Origin of the sequence: Paenibacillus sp. FSL R5-0912 (genome assembly GCF_000758605.1) — a bacterium.
Lineage (GTDB): Bacteria > Bacillota > Bacilli > Paenibacillales > Paenibacillaceae > Paenibacillus_AQ.
The window spans coordinates 2,768,163-2,785,643 of sequence record NZ_CP009282.1; the positions used below are offsets into that span (position 1 = coordinate 2,768,163).

Below are 17,481 nucleotides of genomic sequence, written 5' to 3' on the forward strand. Positions count from 1 at the left end.
TACATTATAATAATAAGTATTTCAATAATATTCCATACTTATTATTTGCGGTTCATTAAGTGGATAGCAGGACTTTCATAGTGCTGTAATAATCAACAATAAATAATGCTTGCAATTTATATTCAAAGAGAGTATAGTCTTAATTACGGTGATTGAATCACTGAACTACATAATATGCGGTCATGGCGGAATTGGCAGACGCGCTGGCTTCAGGTGCCAGTGATAGCAATATCGTGGAGGTTCGAGTCCTCTTGACCGCATCTTTTTTACAAATATGGCTCGTAATTGCTCAGGCAATTACGGGCCATTTTGATTTTTGAGCTAATGGGTGGAATGTAGGCGGGAAAGAGGCTGGGTGAATGAGGGGCAGAAGTGCCCCAGAATCCGCCGGAAGTAGGCGGCAAGCGGAAATGAGGGGCAGAAGTGCCCCAGAATCTGCCGGAATTGGGCGGCAAGCGGAAATGAGGGGCAGAAGTACCCCTGAATCTGCCGGAATTGGGCGGCAAGCGGAAATGAGGGGCAGAAGTACCCCTGAATTCGTCGGAAGTAGGCGTTGTGGGGAAATCAGAGGGTGAAATTCCCTCTGAGTCCACCAAAAGTTGCCAGACGAGCCGGATGTATGCAGAAAACCGAATACAATGCACCAATGTTAGGGCAGATGGGCTGGATGTATGCGAAAAACCGAATACAATGCACCAATGTTAGGGCAGATGGGCCGGATGTAAGCGAAAAACCGAATACAATGCACCAACGATAGGGCAGATGGGCCGGATGTATGCGAAAACAAACATGTCTTTCAAGGCACAACTCCAGCATGAAAATGAGCAGCGTGGCTAAAAAACAGAACATCGTCTTTTCATTTATTTAACATATTTTAACGGAAAACCGAACACAATTGGAAAGGGTGCACCGCGTAGGCCAAATGTAATCGAAAAACCGAACACAATTGGACTGGGTGCACCGCGTAGGCCAAATGTAATCGAAAAACCGAACACAATTGGACTGGGTGCACCGCGTAGGCCAAATGTAATCGAAAAACCGAACACTATTGGACTGGGTGCACCGCGTAGGCCAAATGTAATCGAAAAACCGAACACAATTGGACTGGGTACGCCGCGTAGGCCAAATGTAATCGAAAAACCGAACACAATTGGACTGGGTGCGCCGCGTAGGCCAAATGTAATCGAAAAACCGAACACAATTGGACTGGGTGCGCCGCGTAGGCCAAATGTAATCGAAAAACCGAACACAATTGGACTGGGTACGCCGCGTAGGCCAAATGTAATCGAAAAACCGAACACAATTGGACTGGGTGCGCTGCGTAGGCCAAATGTAATCGAAAAACCGAACACAATTGGACTGGGTGCGCCGCGTAGGCCAAATGTAATCGAAAAACCGAACACAATTGGACTGGGTGCGCCGCGTAGGCCGTGCGTTTATCGCAGTGCCAGACGTATTTTCACAGAAAAACCGAGTACAATGCACCAATGATAGGACTGATGTGGGCGGGATGAGAAACGAGAAGCCGCAAAAGATGCTACCAGGAAAGGGGAGCATCTTTTTTTGCGTGATATACGTGATATACGTGATGTGCGCTATGTGAGGCGAAGCCTGATGTACTTACAACTTCATGCCGATCAACTTGCGTAACGCGATGACCTCTTTGAATACCTTATTCACCGCCCGCTCCCGTGCTCCTGCTTCCGCAGGAACAGGCTCAATACAACCCCGCAAAGTGCCAGACTCAGCGGAAGCAGGAAGGTGTCGTGGAACCCTGCAACCATCGCTGCGGTATGGGCAGAAGCTGCAGCGGAGCCGGCCTGGCTCATGTGCTCAGCAATGTTGGAAGACAACAGACCGGAGATGATGGCAATGGCGAAGGAGCCGACAATCTGCTGGGCGGAGGTGGTCAGCGGGGTTACCCGGCTGATCAGGTCTTTGGGTGCCGACTTGAGTACATGGGTGCCGAGCTGCATGGTGGTGAGACCCTGGCCCAGTCCCAGAAGGGCGAAGGATCCAATCATCGCATAGATCGTCGTATCGCTGTCCAGCCGTGACAGAAGAACGAGTGCAGCCGAGAGCAGCATAAGACCGGAGAATACAGGAATCCGTGCTCCGTATTTGTCGAGAAGTCTGCCCCCAGCAATAACCCCGGCGAAGCTGACCAGCGCCTGCGGGATGATCATCATCCCGGATTCCAAGGAGGAGAATCCTCTAACCTGCTGCAGATATAAAGGAATCAACAAGATCGAACCGAATAACGCGATCTGGTTAATCCAGACCAGAATAATGCCTTTGGTGAACTCGAAGGAACGGAAGGAGCGCAGCTCAAGCAGCGGCTCCTTCTGTCGCAGCTCTACAACAATAAATAATGACAGAGCAACTAAGCCGAAGGCGAGCGGCAGCAATGAATAGGAGTCTGCCCAACCCTCTGCGCCACCTCTGTGCACTCCAAAGACGAGACTGGAGAAGGCCAGCGGGGAGAGGATCATTCCCCAAATATCCAATTTGGCAGAGGTTCCTTTTTCGGAGACCGGAAGATACTTCATCCCTAAATAGATTGCGATTAGACCGATCGGCAGGTTAATCAGGAAAATCCAATGCCAGTTTACGTATTCGAGCAGCCATCCGGATAACACGGGGCCGAGCAGCGGAGCGATCAGCATGGGCATGGCGAGGAAGCCCATCAGCTCGCCTCTCCGCTCAGGCGGGGCGATTTTGAAGGATAAGGCCATGCCGATAGGAGCTACCATGCCGCCGCCAAGACCCTGCATTATCCGGAAGACAATCAGCTGAGCCGGGGACTGGGCTGCTGCACACAGCAGGGAGCCGATAGTGAACAATAGAATGGATACAAGAAAAACACGCCTAGCGGTGAATCTGTCCGAGAACCACCCTGCGAGCGGAATGACCATGGAGGTGGCCAGCGTGTAGCCGGTAATCGCCCATTGGATGGTCTTTAGGCTGGTGTGAAATACATTCTCCAGCTCAGGTATGGCCACATTCATGATGGTATTGTCCAGCATAACCAGCAGCATTCCGGCAATGAGCGCGAAGAGTACAGGGATAAGCGGTTTGATCGAAAAAGGTTTGCCGCCTTGCAGGGCGGCTTCTGTTGCGGATAGATTCATTGCAGTACACGTCCTCTTGAAATTAATATGGGTCATCCTGCGAAGCTTGAATAATGATCGGGAAGCAGCTGACCCCTCCGGCCGGTAAGGCTCTCTGCACCCTTAATCTAACGGTGTGAGATTAATATAGCACTGCCTTTTTTCACTGTAAAGGAAAATATCTAACAGTGTAAGTTTGTTATGCCGCATGAATTATCTAACGATGGTAGACCCTGTCTGCTGGATCGCTTAGAATAGAAGCAGCTTGTACTCAGGAGGGCTCGTATGAGAATCAAAAATATGCAAATTACTGAACCCAATATAATTACAGCAGCCTGGGAGCTGCTTGACCAAATAGGCATTGAGGATTTCAGTATGAGGAAGCTGGCGGATCTGCTGCATATCCAGGCCCCGTCGCTGTACTGGCATTTCAAAAGCAAGCAGAGCCTGTTTCAGACGCTGGCCAATGAGGTGGCGAAGGAGGCCCTGCAGTCTGCTAAGCTCGAAGGAGAGTGGGAAGAGCAACTGTTTCAATGTGTATCGATGATCCGCAGCGTGATGATTAAGTATCCGTGTTCCGCCCAGCTGTTAATGAGAACGGTACCTACCGAGCCGGACTATCTGGCCTTAATCAACTCGCTTCTGCAGATCGTGGATCATCTTCCCGTCAGCGACAGCGACAAGTTTTCCTCGATTGCCTGCCTGCTGAATTATGTGATTGCTTTTGAACTCGATAAATATGAACAGCGCAGAGTCGATACAGCCATGAAGAAGGAAGCGGAGGGCGGAGCACAGGGAATGTTTATGGATTCGCTTGCACGTCTGTCCGGAGGAGGGCCGAACGTGGTGCAGCGTATGCACCATAATGGCTTATTCCGCGAGCTGGGTTCGGATACCATGTTCCGTACAGGCCTGAAAATAATCATTGCAGGAATCGCAAAGCTGGCCCAGCAGAAGGCATAAGCCATAGTCTGAAGCTTCATCCAGCTTCTTGAAGATACTGGACTCCTTCAGAAGAACGGCATTTCCGTTTTTTTTTAAGGATATTTATATGTCTTGGGGTCCCCACTTTGTGGGGTTATTTTTTGCGGACAGACTGTAACCTTTTGCACGAGGTAAACGAATAACCAGTAGATGGCTCAGCGGGAGAGGAGGCGGCGTAAGACGAGCGGAAACGGAAGAGAACATGCGGAAGACCCTGAGTCAGAGGAAGCGAAGGATAATTCCGCTGAAGAAGAGGCTGTACTGGTCAGGTTCCGGGACGGAAGCCTGGAGGCCTTTGAGTGGCTGGTGTGTAAGTACCGGAAGCCGGCGGTACGTTTTGCGTACCACTTGACCGGAGATTATCATACGGCCGAGGATCTGGCGCAGGATTGTTTCGCATATCTGCTGGTGTATCCGGAAAAGTATGATCACCGTGCATCCTTCCAGACCTATCTGTTCACGATCCTGCGCAATAAAAGCATTGACTCCATCCGCAAGCGCAGCAGACAGCGTACCTTGACCGCGGAAGAGAGCTATAATCCGGAAAACCGCAGGACACAAAGTGGTAGTCCGGCAGACCGCGGCGGATTCGAGAGCTACGGCAGCGTACATACACAGGGAACAGACGATCCCGAGCGGCTGGCTATTATCCGTGAAGAAGACCTGGAATGGCGCAGAAGGCTGCACCAGATGAAGCCGGATTACGGCCAGGCGGTCTATCTGGTGGATGTGGGACAGATGTCTTATGAGCAGGCGGCAGCAGTAATGCGCCGCAATATGGTTAGCTTCAAGGTACTGCTGCACCGGGCGCGCAAGAAGCTTAGGCAGATTTACGAAAAGGAGGAGTGGGATTGTGAGGTCAAACGAACCGGAACAGTTATTTCTGGATGAGGTCTACCGCAAAGCCCGTTTGCTGGAATATGACAAGCGTGATGCAGAGAAAGTGCTGCGTAACCGCAGGATGCTGGCCAGGCGCAAGGCAATGACAATTTCATGTGTCGCAATCTTTACGGCTGTTTTTGCCCTGATGATCTCGATGGGTAAGATCGATCAGGGATTATGCGTGGCGCTGTCGCTCCTTCTGATCGCAGCAGGTCTGCTGATTGAGAAGCTTGAATTGTCGTGGAGTCCGGAGAATGACGGGTGAACAGGGAGTTGTAAGAACGGGGGGAGAAGACTGGAATGGAGCTAATTATTAATCATTTGACCAAGACCTACGGAAACAAGCAGGCACTGCAGGATATCAGCTTCCGGGTGGGCGAAGGCATTCACGGCCTGCTCGGACCTAACGGAGCAGGTAAAACCACGTTGATGCGTCTGCTTGCCACCTTGCTGGAGCCTACCTCGGGAACGGTGGAGATTGGTGGAGTTGCCTTGAAAGATAAGGCCCAGATCCGCGAACTGGTTGGCTATTTGCCGCAGGAATTCGCCTTTTATCCGGGGATGACGGTAGTCGAAGCGATGGATTATCTGGCGCTGCTATCGGGCATAGCCGGCCGTGCGGAGCGGAAGCGGAGAATAGACAATCTGCTTGAGCTGGTTAACCTTACCGAGCAGCGCCGTACCAAGGTAAAGGCGTTATCCGGGGGGATGAAGCGCCGGCTCGGGGTCGCCCAGGCAATGGTGCATGAGCCGAAGCTGCTGATCGTGGATGAACCGACCGCAGGGCTGGACCCTGAAGAGCGGATCCGCTTCCGGCGGCTGCTCAGCCGGTTTGCCGAAGGCAGAATTGTTCTTTTATCCACGCATGTCGTTGAAGACGTAGAGTCCACCTGTGAGCAGATGACCGTGCTGCATAAGGGGCGTCTGCGTTATCACGGCAGAATAGGCGATTTAACTGCCGCCGCTGCCGGCCGTGTCTGGATAGCCGAGCTTGACCGGGTGGAGTGGGAGCGGGACCGCGACCGGTTCCCGGTACTGTCCGCTGTGCCGGAAGGAAGGAATATGCGGGTGCGGGTGCTGGCAGATGAACAGCCCTATGCAGGGGCACAGCAGACCGCGCCGTCGATTGAAGATGCTTATCTGCATCTCATGCGCAGGGAGGAATCCTTTGTATGATGGCACTGATCGGCAAAGAGATGCGCATGACGCTGCGCAGCCTGGTTTTTTATCTGTTTATTATCGCGAGCGTGTTCTTCTATTTCACCTCTTATGCTACGGAGGAAACCTGGGGCGAGCTGGGATCCCCGGTTATAAGTACGCCGCAGAATGTAGGTACTATTGAACACCCGTATTACGGCTGGAAGCAGCCGGCGGATACCCGCGATTTGGCCGAACAAATGAGGAAGGAAATGGGCTGGAATCTGGATGCCGGAACCAGCCAGAAGATCAGGCTGGGTTTTCCATTCAAGGTTAAGCTGAGCGAGAAGGAGAAGAATGCCCTGTCTGCAGCGATCTCCCAGCTGGATGAGGTTCTGAAGAATCCGGATAAATATACTATGGATGAGGTATACACTATCGCCGAGTCAGTGAACAATCAATTGGGCGGGAAAAGTATATACCAGCAAGGGCTGGGGGAATTCGGTTCTGCCATTGAGTCTGTTGATGAAGCCATAAAGGCGCAGGAAGCGGATCTTGCCCGCTATAACGCTAAGGTGGATGCAGGTGAATTGCTGCCCGGAGCCGCACGCTACTTCAGTGATTATCTCTCGCTGCCAGCAGGGATCTTTCCGGTCTTTCTGTCTGCCTTTCTGCTGCTCCGGGACCGCTCAAGCCGGATGAATGAATTGATTTACAGCCGCAGGATTTCGCCTTGGGTATATGTCGGTTCGAAGTTTATTGCACAAGGTGTCATGTTATCTGTGATCTACCTCATCCTGGCTGTCATCGGCGGCTGGCAGACCGTACATTCACTGGGGCTTACCGGCCAGACGGGACAGGCTATTGTAATCTTCCTTGGATACACAGCATGGTGGCTACTGCCGACGTTATGGATTTCCGTTGCCTTCGGGATGTTCGGCTCGATGCTGTTCCGCCGGGGGATCGTACCCATCGCCCTGCAGATTATCTGGTGGTTCGTGTCGGTACTGCCGCTGTTGGGCTCTTATGGGCTGAACCGGCTGTTCATCCGCTTCAACTCGCCTAATGACTACGAGTTATATTGGAAGTGGACGGATGAGATTGCACTTAACCGTAGCTTCTATTTAATACTCTCTGTATTATTGGCTGCAGGAGCCGCCTGGTTATGGGAAAGAAACCGCAGCCGGCTGGATTCAGCCAAGACACTGAGCAGGAAGACGGCTAAAGGTAGTGTGGCGGCATCTGCAGCGGAGGCGCTTAGATGAGCCGGCAGATCATCCGCCCGCTGGCTGGGTACAACCTCAGGCTGACTGCACATTATTCCTGGCTCCTGTCCGCAGCGCTTCTGGCTGTCACTCCGTTCTTCATGGAGCCGGCGCTGATGGACAGGGTTCAGGTTGCGAAGCTGGGGGAACTGCTAATCAGCTTGCTGGGACTGATTGTCTTCCCCCACCTGGGCCTGCTGGAGGATGGAGGGATTGGTGAAGTACTCTATGCCAAGCGGGTAAGGCATCACCCGGTATTTCTTTTCCGCTGGCTGCTCACCGTTCTTTATATCTTCCTTGTGGTGACTGCTTTATTCACATGGATGCATGGGAGCGGTGCTGATTTTGCACTGTGGCCGATGATCGGCGGGACAGTGATTACCGCATTTGCGATAGGATCAGCGGGAATGACGGCTGCACTCTTGATTGGCAACATCTCTGCCGGATACATTGCCGGGTTCTCCTGGTATCTGCTTGATTTCACGACCAAAGGCAAGCTGACCGGCCGCTATTATTTATTCGGCTTGATCAATAGCGAATGGGATAATGATAAATGGCTGCTGGCAGGTGGTTCTCTCGCCCTGGCGCTGTTCTGCGCCTTCTGGCTGCCGCGCAAGAGGCTGGACTAATAGAGGCCAGCCCTGTCATATATCAGGTACACTCCAATATTTTAAAAATCATATAACAACCGCCTTGATGTCGTTTAATTGACCGGGGCGGTTTTTTGACGCATTGAATATACTGCCTGATTATTGGTGTGACTTCAGGGCTGGAGCATATTTTCCGAAATAAAGGTATACTGATAATAATTTATGTCCCCCACTTTCATAGAGGAGGCTCGGAGCTTTGTCTGACACACTTTTTAAGCATTTGTATTTACGGTCTTCCATAGGCTATGCGGTAGTATCCATTGATAATGGTACAGTGCTCATGGCCAACCCTGCCTTTTGCGGGATGTTTGGATATACAGAGGATGAACTTAAGGGTCTGCGTTATTTGGATATTGCCTGTCCGGAGGATGAGCATACCGTGGATCACGGCCTGATTATGAAATATTTGCTGCGCAGTCCCGGCGCGGCTGTAGATAAAGAGAAACGGTTTGTGCGCAAGGATGGGAAGATCATCTGGGTGGCGTTGCATATATTTTTGATTTTTGATGAATCGACAGGCAGGCCCTTGCAGCTGATTGCGGAGATGACGGATATCACCGCACGCAAGGTGGCGGAGAAGAAGATTGTGGATGATCATCAGCTCTATAAGCTGATTACGCAAAATACTCCGGACATGATCTCATTTGCCGATCCGGATGGTACCTTGCGATATGTTTCTCCCTCTGTTGAAAAACTGATGGGTTATTCCGCAAGTGAGATGATCGGCAGGAAAAGGCAGGAGTATTATCATGAAGTTGACGCGCTAGAGATGACCGAGCAGGGTAAGCTTTACTCGGACAACGATGTCTTTACCCGCCGGGCAAGGCATAAAGACGGCCATTATATTTGGATTGAAAGCTCGTTTCAGGTTATGCGGAACAGTGAAGGTGAAGTGCAGCAGGTACTGACCATTGCCCGTGATGTTACGGTGCGGAAGAAATACGAGGAGATGCTGGCGTCTGCGCAGGAGCTTGGGCAGATGGGTTCGTGGGAATGGAATTCGGTCTATGCGGAGTTGACGGTTTCCAGCCAGATGCGGGCTATTTTTGAAATGGGCGGTAGTCAGGGCAGTCATACCCGGACTGATCATCAGCTGCTCCTGGATTGTGTGGTGAAGGATGATCTGGGGGCGCTGCGTGAGCAGCTGCACCATACACTGAAGTCTGGCACCCAAGGTGAAGCCACCTTCAGAATCAGGAACGGCAGCGGCGGGTGTAAGGTGATCTATGCGCACTGGGAGGTTATCCTAGATGCGGCAGGCAAAGTTCAGCAGATCCGCGGCATTGTGCAGGATGTTACGGAACGCCACCGGATGGAGGAACAGCTTCGCGACAGCGAACGGAATTACCGCCTGATCTCGGAGAATTCACAGGACTTTATCTCACGTAATGCGACAGATGAACAGGCGACATTTCTGTATGCTTCTCCGGTTTGCCAGCAGATGTTCGGATATACCCCGGAAGAAATGGTCGGCACGAATGGGATGGATTATATCCATCCCGACGATTTTGCCTGTGTGAAGGCTTATCTGGACGACAGTAAGCAGGGCTTGAAGCTGGAACCCATCGTCTTCCGTTATCTGTGCAAGGACGGCTCGTATCTGTGGGTGGAGACTACGCTGCGGCATACGGAGACGGGAACCGCAGGAATTACAGAGATGATCGGAGTTACACGGAATATCTCAGAGCGCAAGCAATATGAACTGAAGCTGCTAGAAAGCGAGAACCGGTACAAGTCGCTGTTCGAATATAATCCGTCCGCAATCAGTGCAATGGATCTGCAGGGCTGCATCCAGTCGCTGAATGCCAGTCTGCAGCAGCTTACCGGTTATTCCCGTGAGACACTTCTGCATTCAAGCTACAGTGAGATTATTGATGCGGATGAGCTGGCATTTGTGAATAACCGATTTCTTGCCGCTGCCGGGGGGATGGCTCAGACTTTCGAGACCCGGATCATCCGACATGACGGGCAGACGGTTGAGGTTGGCATGATTTATGTGCCTATTCTGCTGGACAGCCAGGTGGTAGGCGTGTTTGCAATTACGAGCGATATCACCGAACGCAAACGGTATCTGGAACAGATTGAGAAGCTCAGTTATGAGCATGCGCTGATATTGAATTCGGTTTCGGAGGGGATCTTTGGTATCAATCTGCAGGGGGAGACAGTCTTTATTAATCCGGCGGCTTCCGTTATGCTGGGTTACGCTCCCGGTGAACTGGCCAGCAATATCAAGCTGCAGACGATCGCCCAGACCTGGATGGACGGGGAACTCTACCGCGGAGGGCGTCGAACGCTCGCAGAGCTGCTTACGACCAATCTCTCCTATGAGCGGGAGCAGGAAGGGGTTTTCTGGAGACAGGACGGTTCCAGCTTCCTCGTAAAATACCGCATGACGGCATTATACGACAACGGGGAACGTAAAGGTGCGGTAGTGGTATTCCGTGACATTACGGAGGAGAAAGCGGTTGTGCGTGCCAAGGAATCAGCAGAGCAGGCCGACCGGGCCAAATCAGAATTCCTGGCCATTATGAGCCACGAGCTGCGTACTCCGATGAATGGGATCATTGGCATGGCTGATCTGCTCTCGGGGACAGAGCTTACGGAGGAGCAGGAATACTACACGCAGATTATCAACAAAAGCAGCGGAGCACTGCTGCATATCCTGAATGAGGTGCTTGATTTCAGCAAGATTGAATCCGGTATGATGACGCTGGATCTGCAGCCGGTTGATGTCCGGCAAGTGATTCAGAATGTATGTGAACTCTTTTATCCGCGGGTCAAAGAGAAAGGTCTGACCCTGCGCAGCGAAGCAGACCCGGAGATTCCCGGGCTTGTAATAACGGACGAAATCCGGCTGCGGCAAATCCTGGTGAATCTGATCGGCAATGCGGTGAAATTCACGGAAGAAGGGGGAATCGGCATTTCAGTGAAGCTGGAATCTGTACGGGAACCCGGGTCAATCATTCTCAGATTCACGGTGACAGATACCGGCATTGGAATTCCGCAGGACAGCCAGAGCCTTTTGTTCCAGTCGTTCTCCCAGCTGCATCCTTCCATTAACCGCAAATACGGCGGAACCGGACTGGGGCTGGCCATAAGCAAGAAGCTGGTCGAGCTGCTGGATGGTGCGATCGGTGTGGACAGTACGGAAGGTGAGGGCTCGGAGTTCTATTTCACGATTGAGGTTATGCCGTCTGGTGAGGTTGCGGGGCCTCCGTTACCCCTGGAGATCCTTGCAGTTGAAGAATATAAGAACGGAATTTTTGATATGGATTATCCGGAGGGGCGATATGGTCCGTTGTCGATCCTTATTGCCGAGGATCATCCGGTGAATCTGCACCTGCTGCAGAAGTATTTGAATAAGCGCGGCTATACTTCGGATGTGGCCCTGAACGGGGAGCAGGCGGTTCATGCTGTGCTCACACGTCATTATGATCTAGTGTTTATGGATATTCAGATGCCGGTGCTGGATGGTATTGAGGCTACAGGGCGGATCCGCGAGGCGATGGGATTATCCCCGGTTATTATTGCGGTTACCGCCTTTGCCCGGAAGGAAGATAAGGAAATGTGCCTTCGAGCAGGGATGCAGGACTTCATCTCCAAGCCGATCCGTGTGGAAGAGCTGGACAGGGTTCTGCGGGAATGGTCGATTAAGCTCCGGAATTAGCAGGCAGAGCCTTGAGGAGGAGCAAACAGGAATGAGATGGATCATCTATATTTTATTTACCATACTCTATGTCCTGACAACGCTATATGGGCTGGGGCCGGTGCTGCTGGCTGACGCATCGTTCCGGGAGAGGATGCTGACACTGGCCATTGTACTGCTGGTCTATGCCGGAATTACCTGGTGGCTGCGCAGTATGCTGAAGCGGCTGGGCAGACGTTGACAATCTTCCCCTGGCTAAACTATTATTTATAGGGATCGTAATTATTACGATTATAAACTAGTCAGCGAGAGGGTTACGACATTGAAAACCATGAAACGTGGCGATTTCATTATGATCCTGGTCGTATTGCTTGCCGCCGGTTCCATTTACGGCTATAAGTGGTTCTCGAATCACAATGAGCATTATGCACAGGGAGATCTGAAGGCTGTTATTACAGTGAACGGCAAGGCGTACAAGACGGTAATCCTGACCAAGGAAGAACAGATTATAGACATCCGTACCAAGTTCGGCCACAATACCCTGAAGGTGTTCGACTATGGGATACAGATGACTTACTCGGATGCTCCCCTGACCATTGCGCTGGATATGGGGTTCATCTCCAGGCCCAAACAGCAGATTATCTGTATTCCGGCCCGGCTTCTCGTTGAGGTCGTAAATCCAGATTCATCCATTGATGACGATGACGCGCTGGACGCAGTGATCTAGCACTCAAGGCTGCAGCTCCTCCCAGGCCGCTGCGGCGTCGGCACTAGTGTATACATAAGGTGTGGACGGCTCAGGAACTGCGGTCAGGACTTCCGGAGTAATCTGCAGTGTCTCCACTCCCTGATAGAGCACCACATGAAGCTTGCCCCGAACCTCAATCCAGGTATCGGCGGGCAGGCTTATTTGTGTTCCCGGCTCCAGCAGAATACCGAACGGAGTGGCATCCGCCGTGCAGCACTGGACGAGGAATCGGCTGACCGCATAGCTGGACTGGTCCGCACCCTGCGGCTCGCGGTAGAGGAAGCCGGATACCGAGATTTCCCTGCCTTCAAACTGTGATTTATACAGGTTGATTGCGCCTAGGGTCTCGGAGAAAATCTCCGGGTATACAGGAATAACGGACTCTCCGTACAGCTTGCCGGCCAGCTCGGCAAATTCCGCCTCATAGGGGTTAGAGGGAGTGAACTTCGCGCCGCTGCCGGACTCTGCGGCTGTATAAGACAGGGTGAGGCCTTTTCTGGCCGCTGCCGCACTGCCCAGCGCGCGGTCAGGCAGGAGAAACCCCAGCAGGAGCGGAAGCAGGAACAGGCTGTACAGTGCGGAGCTGCCCAGCCCGGAACGGGGGAGGCGGTGCTCACAGTCGCACAGGACACTGCTTTTGCCAAGGACGGCTTGAAGTCCGAGGCTCAGCGCCATCAGGGAGAGCGGAACCGGGCACAACCTGATCCAGCGGGCCAGCTTGGGGGCAACGTAATAATGAAGCGCGTCCTGCTGGACCAGATGTCCGATATAGAGGGCGAAGGCGAGCAGAATAACCGCCCTCAGTAAATAGTGAAACCGGATGCTCCGGGCGTTATTCATACGGAACCTCCTAAAAGTTTGTGAGAGTTGCTCCCTGAGTTTCTGCGGACAAGCTGCATCGGAAGCCTATGCTGAGTTTGTGAAGGTTGCTACAGCCAGAGTGAAGCCAGCACCGAGCCGGTGAAGACGGCCGAGAAAATCAGGAAGAACAGATAAAGTGCGAATCTGGTTTTGAACAGCGACAGCAGCATCAGTGAGTTTTTGAAGTCGAGCATCGGGCCCAGCACCATGAACGCCAGCAATGATCCGGCCGGAAATGAATGCAGGAAGGTAGAGGCGACAAAGGCATCTGAGGTGGAGCAGAGCGAGAGTACAAAGGCCAGCCCCATCATGAACAGGTAGGAGCCCAGCGGGCGCTCTCCGATAGCGGTCAGGCTGCCGTGATTCATGAAGGTTTGGATACCGGCGGTTAACAGGCAGCCGATGATCAGGTATTTGCCCATTTCAAAAAACTCATCCGACGTATGCACAAAGACTGCGACTAGCCGCCCGCCGCGGGTAGTGCGGTGATGCTCCTCGCCTCCCTCGCGCGGGATGGACAGACGCAGCGGTGATTTGCGGACGGTGGCATAGATGACAAGTCCGATTAGGGCGGCTACGGCAAAAGCCAGTCCCATCCGCGCATAGGCCAGTTCCGGATGGGAAAGAAAAGCCGTCAGGGTGGCCCCGTAGACGACAGGATTCAGGATCGGACCGGACAGGATGAAGACGATGGCGACGTAGAGCGGCATGCCTTTGTGCATTAACCGGCGGACAAGCGGAATCATCCCGCATTCGCAGACGGGGAAGATGATCCCGAGCAGGCAGCCGAATAGAATAGCCGGAACCGGATGGCGCGGAATCCAGCGTGAGATCATCTCGTCCGGCACGAAGACGCGGAGCAGTGAGGAGAGCAGCGCACCCAGGAGCACGAACGGCAGGGCTTCGAGCAGAATGCCGAGAAACGCTGTTTTGAACGTGTCCACATACCCGTTGTTAAGCAGCTCCGGATGACCGGGGAGCCAGAGAATGCCAATCGTGAGCAGGAAGGCAGCGGGAATGAGCAGCGGCAGTATTTTGAACGGAGAAAAGGTTGTCAAGGGCTTCATCGGCTCCTTCCCGCGCCTGATATTAGCTGAATAAGGCTGCCCAGCGGCGGCTGACTGCCCTCTCGTCCAAATTCAGGCCGATGCACACAATGTAAGGCTGGCCCGGATAACGCGAGGCTTCCCAGGTTGTACGGTGTCCCGCATATTGCACAAGCTGTACGGAATCATGCTCCGCAAGCTGGACATGACCTTTGGCTCTAAGCAGACTGTCTCCCCATTCCCGGAAAAAAAGCTCCAGCTGCTCCCGGCGGATGCTTCCGTTTCCCCCCTGCGGAACGGTCAGCGTGACTGCCGCTACCTGCGAGTAGGAGGTGCTTGGGCCGGACTCAGGCTCCTGCACAGCAGTCGCGCTGCCCCCGTAGCCAGGACTGGTTCGTTTAAGCAATGTGCCGTTCATAGTACCCGGTCCGCGCTGCGGCGCAGGCCTCCGCAGTTCACGGGCGGCGATGCCTGCCAGCAGCGGGGCCAGATTAATCTGACTGTAATGGGTAAAAACAATCTCCGATTCAGAGTTTTGCTTATAGACCATTTTCTCGATTTTCCATAGAGTTTCCGGTTCGACCAGATCGCTTTTGTTCACGATAATCAGATCGGCCACCGTGAGCTGCTTGCGCAGGGTGCGGACCAGCTGTTTATCGGCGGAGAAGCGGCTGTTATAGTCCAGCGCATTCTCGGCGTCGAGCAGCGTGATGGTAAAGTGCAGCTTCAGCCTGTCAGCTAAAGGCATCTCCAGCAGCGATTTGGCAATTTCATCGGGGTCCGCTACGCCGGTAAGCTCGATGTAGATGATATCCGGACGGCGCGCCAGCAGGGCGGCCAGACTGCGCGGCAGCTCTTCCTTACGGCTGCAGCATACACAGCCGTCCAGCAGCTTTTCCACACTAGTGCCGGTATTCTCCTGCAGAATATAGCCGTCCACATCCTTTTTCCCCAGCTCATTCATGACAACGCCGGGATTCAGCCCCCGCCGCTTGCTCTCCTTCAGCAGACTTAACAGCAGAGTAGTTTTTCCGCTCCCCAGAAATCCGCTCAGTATGATCACAGGTATCTTCATGGCTCACTCTCCCGCTTCGTTCTTGGAATTGCAAGAATCATATTTTCTTTGTAATAAAACCTTCGATGCATCTCACCAGAGCAACCGTCTGTTTCCTGTTGGAACGCCCCGCTCTTGAAGGAGGCCAAGCCGTTTTCACTTGTAATTCCATCTATACGTAATTCCTCCACAGGAAAGACCACAATTCTAAGAGAGTTGAAATTTTGCGGATCACCAGTTGACAGCGGACAGGCGGACCATGTAGAATGTGTAAATCGTAATAATTACGAATAAATGAGAGGGAGTTGAATTTTAGTGAGAGTAATCGTTACCTTGGCCTGCACGGAGTCTGGCGACCGCAACTACACCACAACGAAGAATAAGAGAACCACGCCCGGACGGCTTGAGATGAAGAAATATTGCCCGCGCCTGAAGCGTGTAACGCTGCACCGTGAGACCCGCTAAGGATGCTGAGCAGTACCTTGGGAAGGAAGAAGTTCTGATAGACGGGCGGTGGGTGCGCTGCTGTCCTAAACTAAATTTGTGTAAGGAGTAAATCAATGAAGAGAATTCCTGTTACTGTGCTGAGCGGATACCTCGGTTCCGGCAAAACCACACTCCTGAATCACATCCTGCATAACCGCGATGGCCTTAAGGTGGCAGTCATTGTGAATGATATGAGTGAGGTGAACGTGGATGCGGGGCTGGTGAAATCCGGCAATACTCTCTCCCGGACAGAGGAGAAGCTGGTGGAAATGTCCAATGGCTGTATCTGCTGCACGCTCCGCGACGACCTGCTGCGGGAAGTGAATAATCTTGCGTCGGAAGGACGTTTCGATTATATTCTGATCGAGTCTTCCGGCATCAGCGAGCCGGTTCCGGTAGCCCAGACCTTCACCTATGCGAACCCGGAGCTGGATATTGATCTTACTGAGCTTGCCCGACTGGACACGATGGTTACGGTAGTCGATGCCAACCGATTCTGGCATGACTTCGCTTCGGGAGACAGTCTGCTGGACCGCAATATGACTGCGGGCGAAGGCGACTTCCGGGATATCGTCGATCTGCTCATTGACCAGATTGAGACCTGCGATGTGCTGCTGCTGAACAAATGCGATCTGGTGGAAGAGCAGGAGCTGAACAAGCTGGAGGCTGTGCTGCGCAGGCTTCAACCGCGCGCGAAGATCATCCGCACGGTTAATGCGGAGGTTGACCCTTCAGAGATCCTGAATACAGGTCTGTTTGATTTCGAGCAGACCAGTCTGTCCTCCGGCTGGATCGCGGAGCTTGGCAAGGAGGAGCATACACCGGAGACGGAAGAATACGGCATCACCTCTTTTGTCTACCGGCGCAGAACGCCATTCCATCCGCAGCGGCTGAGCTTCTTCTTCAGCAACTGGCCGGCCGAGGTAGTCCGGGCTAAAGGTCTGGTATGGCTGGCCGCACGCGGGGATCTGGCCGCAACCATCAGCCAGGCGGGACCGTCCATTCAGTTCGGTCCGGCCGGTTACTGGCTGGCGACGATGCCGGAGGACCAGCAGTTGGAGGTGCTGGCCAGTGAGCCGGATGTCAAGGCGAAGTGGGACGATCAGTGGGGCGACCGGCTGAACGAGATCGTGTTCATCGGTGTCAGCATGAACCGTGCAGACATTGAAGCCCGGCTGGACCGCTGCCTGCTTAGCGCGGAAGAAATGCAGCTGGACTGGAACGAGTTCAACAATCCGCTGCCATGGCCGGCAGAGGAGCTGCTTGCTGCTGGGCAGGAATAGACAGCTGAGGAGAAGCGTGCAGCGGGCGGAAGGTTAGGGTTTAAGAATTGAACTCGGGTGATACAGGGCATTTATATCCGGGTGGAATGGAAGACGGGTATCTGGAGTTATGGTGGAATGCAGGACGAGCATCTAAATTCGCGGAAGAGCCGGAATCGAGACTGTCGGTTCCGGCTTTTTACTGCCTAGATTACGGGACTAATGAGTTTAATTACGATTAAATTCCGGTTTTGGGTTTACAGATCGTAAATATTACGATAATATCAATAGAGTTAAAACGTAATTATTACGATTAAATCTACTGCTGTTGCCTGTGAATAGACTTTGCG

The 17,481-nt window shown here is 52.8% G+C and carries 16 protein-coding genes and 1 tRNA gene; 12 read left to right on the plus strand and 5 right to left on the minus strand.

Annotated elements, in window-relative coordinates; all coding sequences use genetic code 11:
- Positions 1-176 precede the first annotated feature (176 nt).
- Positions 177-260: transfer RNA gene (locus R50912_RS11500), tRNA-Leu, on the plus strand.
- 600 nt (positions 261-860) lie between these two features.
- Here R50912_RS11500 and R50912_RS34900 read toward each other — a convergent pair.
- Positions 861-1,403 carry a hypothetical protein gene (locus tag R50912_RS34900; RefSeq protein WP_156123078.1) on the minus strand — a complete coding sequence of 181 codons (543 nt, stop codon included), beginning with the start codon at positions 1,401-1,403 and terminating at the stop codon, positions 861-863.
- Positions 1,404-1,676: 273 nt separating this feature from the next.
- Positions 1,677-3,131 (minus strand): MDR family MFS transporter, encoded by a 1,455-nt coding sequence (locus R50912_RS11510; protein ID WP_042234933.1) that lies wholly within the window; start codon positions 3,129-3,131, stop codon positions 1,677-1,679.
- Positions 3,132-3,395: 264 nt separating this feature from the next.
- Between R50912_RS11510 and R50912_RS11515 the strand changes: the two genes are divergently transcribed.
- From R50912_RS11515 to R50912_RS11555, 9 genes are all read left to right on the plus strand, one after another.
- Positions 3,396-4,073: a TetR/AcrR family transcriptional regulator gene (locus tag R50912_RS11515; protein ID WP_042234934.1), complete on the plus strand. Its 678-nt coding sequence runs from the start codon at positions 3,396-3,398 to the stop codon at positions 4,071-4,073.
- 171 nt (positions 4,074-4,244) lie between these two features.
- Positions 4,245-4,985 carry an RNA polymerase sigma factor gene (locus tag R50912_RS11520; protein ID WP_042234936.1) on the plus strand — a complete coding sequence of 247 codons (741 nt, stop codon included), beginning with the start codon at positions 4,245-4,247 and terminating at the stop codon, positions 4,983-4,985.
- A complete protein-coding gene (locus tag R50912_RS11525; RefSeq protein WP_042234938.1) occupies positions 4,948-5,241 on the plus strand; it encodes a hypothetical protein in 294 nt (97 codons plus the stop codon). Before R50912_RS11520 ends, R50912_RS11525 begins: the two co-directional genes overlap by 38 nt.
- Before the next feature lie 35 nt (positions 5,242-5,276).
- Positions 5,277-6,152: an ABC transporter ATP-binding protein gene (locus tag R50912_RS11530; protein ID WP_042234940.1), complete on the plus strand. Its 876-nt coding sequence runs from the start codon at positions 5,277-5,279 to the stop codon at positions 6,150-6,152.
- Positions 6,149-7,378, plus strand: coding sequence for an ABC transporter permease (locus tag R50912_RS11535; RefSeq protein ID WP_042234942.1), 1,230 nt, complete (start codon positions 6,149-6,151; stop codon positions 7,376-7,378). Before R50912_RS11530 ends, R50912_RS11535 begins: the two co-directional genes overlap by 4 nt.
- Positions 7,375-8,007 (plus strand): hypothetical protein, encoded by a 633-nt coding sequence (locus R50912_RS11540; protein ID WP_042234944.1) that lies wholly within the window; start codon positions 7,375-7,377, stop codon positions 8,005-8,007. Before R50912_RS11535 ends, R50912_RS11540 begins: the two co-directional genes overlap by 4 nt.
- Positions 8,008-8,224: 217 nt before the next feature.
- Entirely contained in the window at positions 8,225-11,695 is a 3,471-nt protein-coding gene (locus R50912_RS11545) for a PAS domain S-box protein (protein WP_042234946.1), read from the plus strand.
- A gap of 31 nt (positions 11,696-11,726) precedes the next feature.
- Positions 11,727-11,915, plus strand: coding sequence for a DUF6954 family protein (locus R50912_RS11550; RefSeq protein WP_042234948.1), 189 nt, complete (start codon positions 11,727-11,729; stop codon positions 11,913-11,915).
- Positions 11,916-12,005: 90 nt separating this feature from the next.
- Complete coding sequence (locus tag R50912_RS11555) at positions 12,006-12,401, plus strand: NusG domain II-containing protein (protein ID WP_042242154.1); 396 nt, start codon at positions 12,006-12,008, stop codon at positions 12,399-12,401.
- Between the two features lie 3 nt (positions 12,402-12,404).
- Here the strand turns inward: R50912_RS11555 and R50912_RS11560 are convergent, their stop codons facing one another.
- The 3 genes from R50912_RS11560 to R50912_RS11570 form a co-directional block, all read right to left on the minus strand.
- Positions 12,405-13,262, minus strand: a complete 858-nt coding sequence (locus R50912_RS11560) for a TIGR03943 family putative permease subunit (RefSeq protein WP_042234950.1) — start codon at positions 13,260-13,262, stop codon at positions 12,405-12,407.
- Between the two features lie 89 nt (positions 13,263-13,351).
- Positions 13,352-14,341, minus strand: a complete 990-nt coding sequence (locus R50912_RS11565) for a permease (protein WP_442950509.1) — start codon at positions 14,339-14,341, stop codon at positions 13,352-13,354.
- 31 nt (positions 14,342-14,372) lie between these two features.
- On the minus strand, positions 14,373-15,404 hold the full coding sequence (locus R50912_RS11570) for a CobW family GTP-binding protein (RefSeq protein ID WP_042234954.1): 1,032 nt from the start codon (positions 15,402-15,404) through the stop codon (positions 14,373-14,375).
- Positions 15,405-15,698: 294 nt separating this feature from the next.
- On the opposite strand from R50912_RS11570, the gene rpmG reads away from it, so the two are divergent.
- Both rpmG and R50912_RS11575 read left to right on the plus strand, forming a co-directional pair.
- Positions 15,699-15,848 carry a 50S ribosomal protein L33 gene (gene rpmG, locus R50912_RS34145; protein ID WP_081956465.1) on the plus strand — a complete coding sequence of 50 codons (150 nt, stop codon included), beginning with the start codon at positions 15,699-15,701 and terminating at the stop codon, positions 15,846-15,848.
- A 95-nt stretch (positions 15,849-15,943) separates the two neighbouring features.
- Entirely contained in the window at positions 15,944-17,152 is a 1,209-nt protein-coding gene (locus tag R50912_RS11575; RefSeq protein WP_042234956.1) for a GTP-binding protein, read from the plus strand.
- Positions 17,153-17,481: the final 329 nt, after the last annotated feature.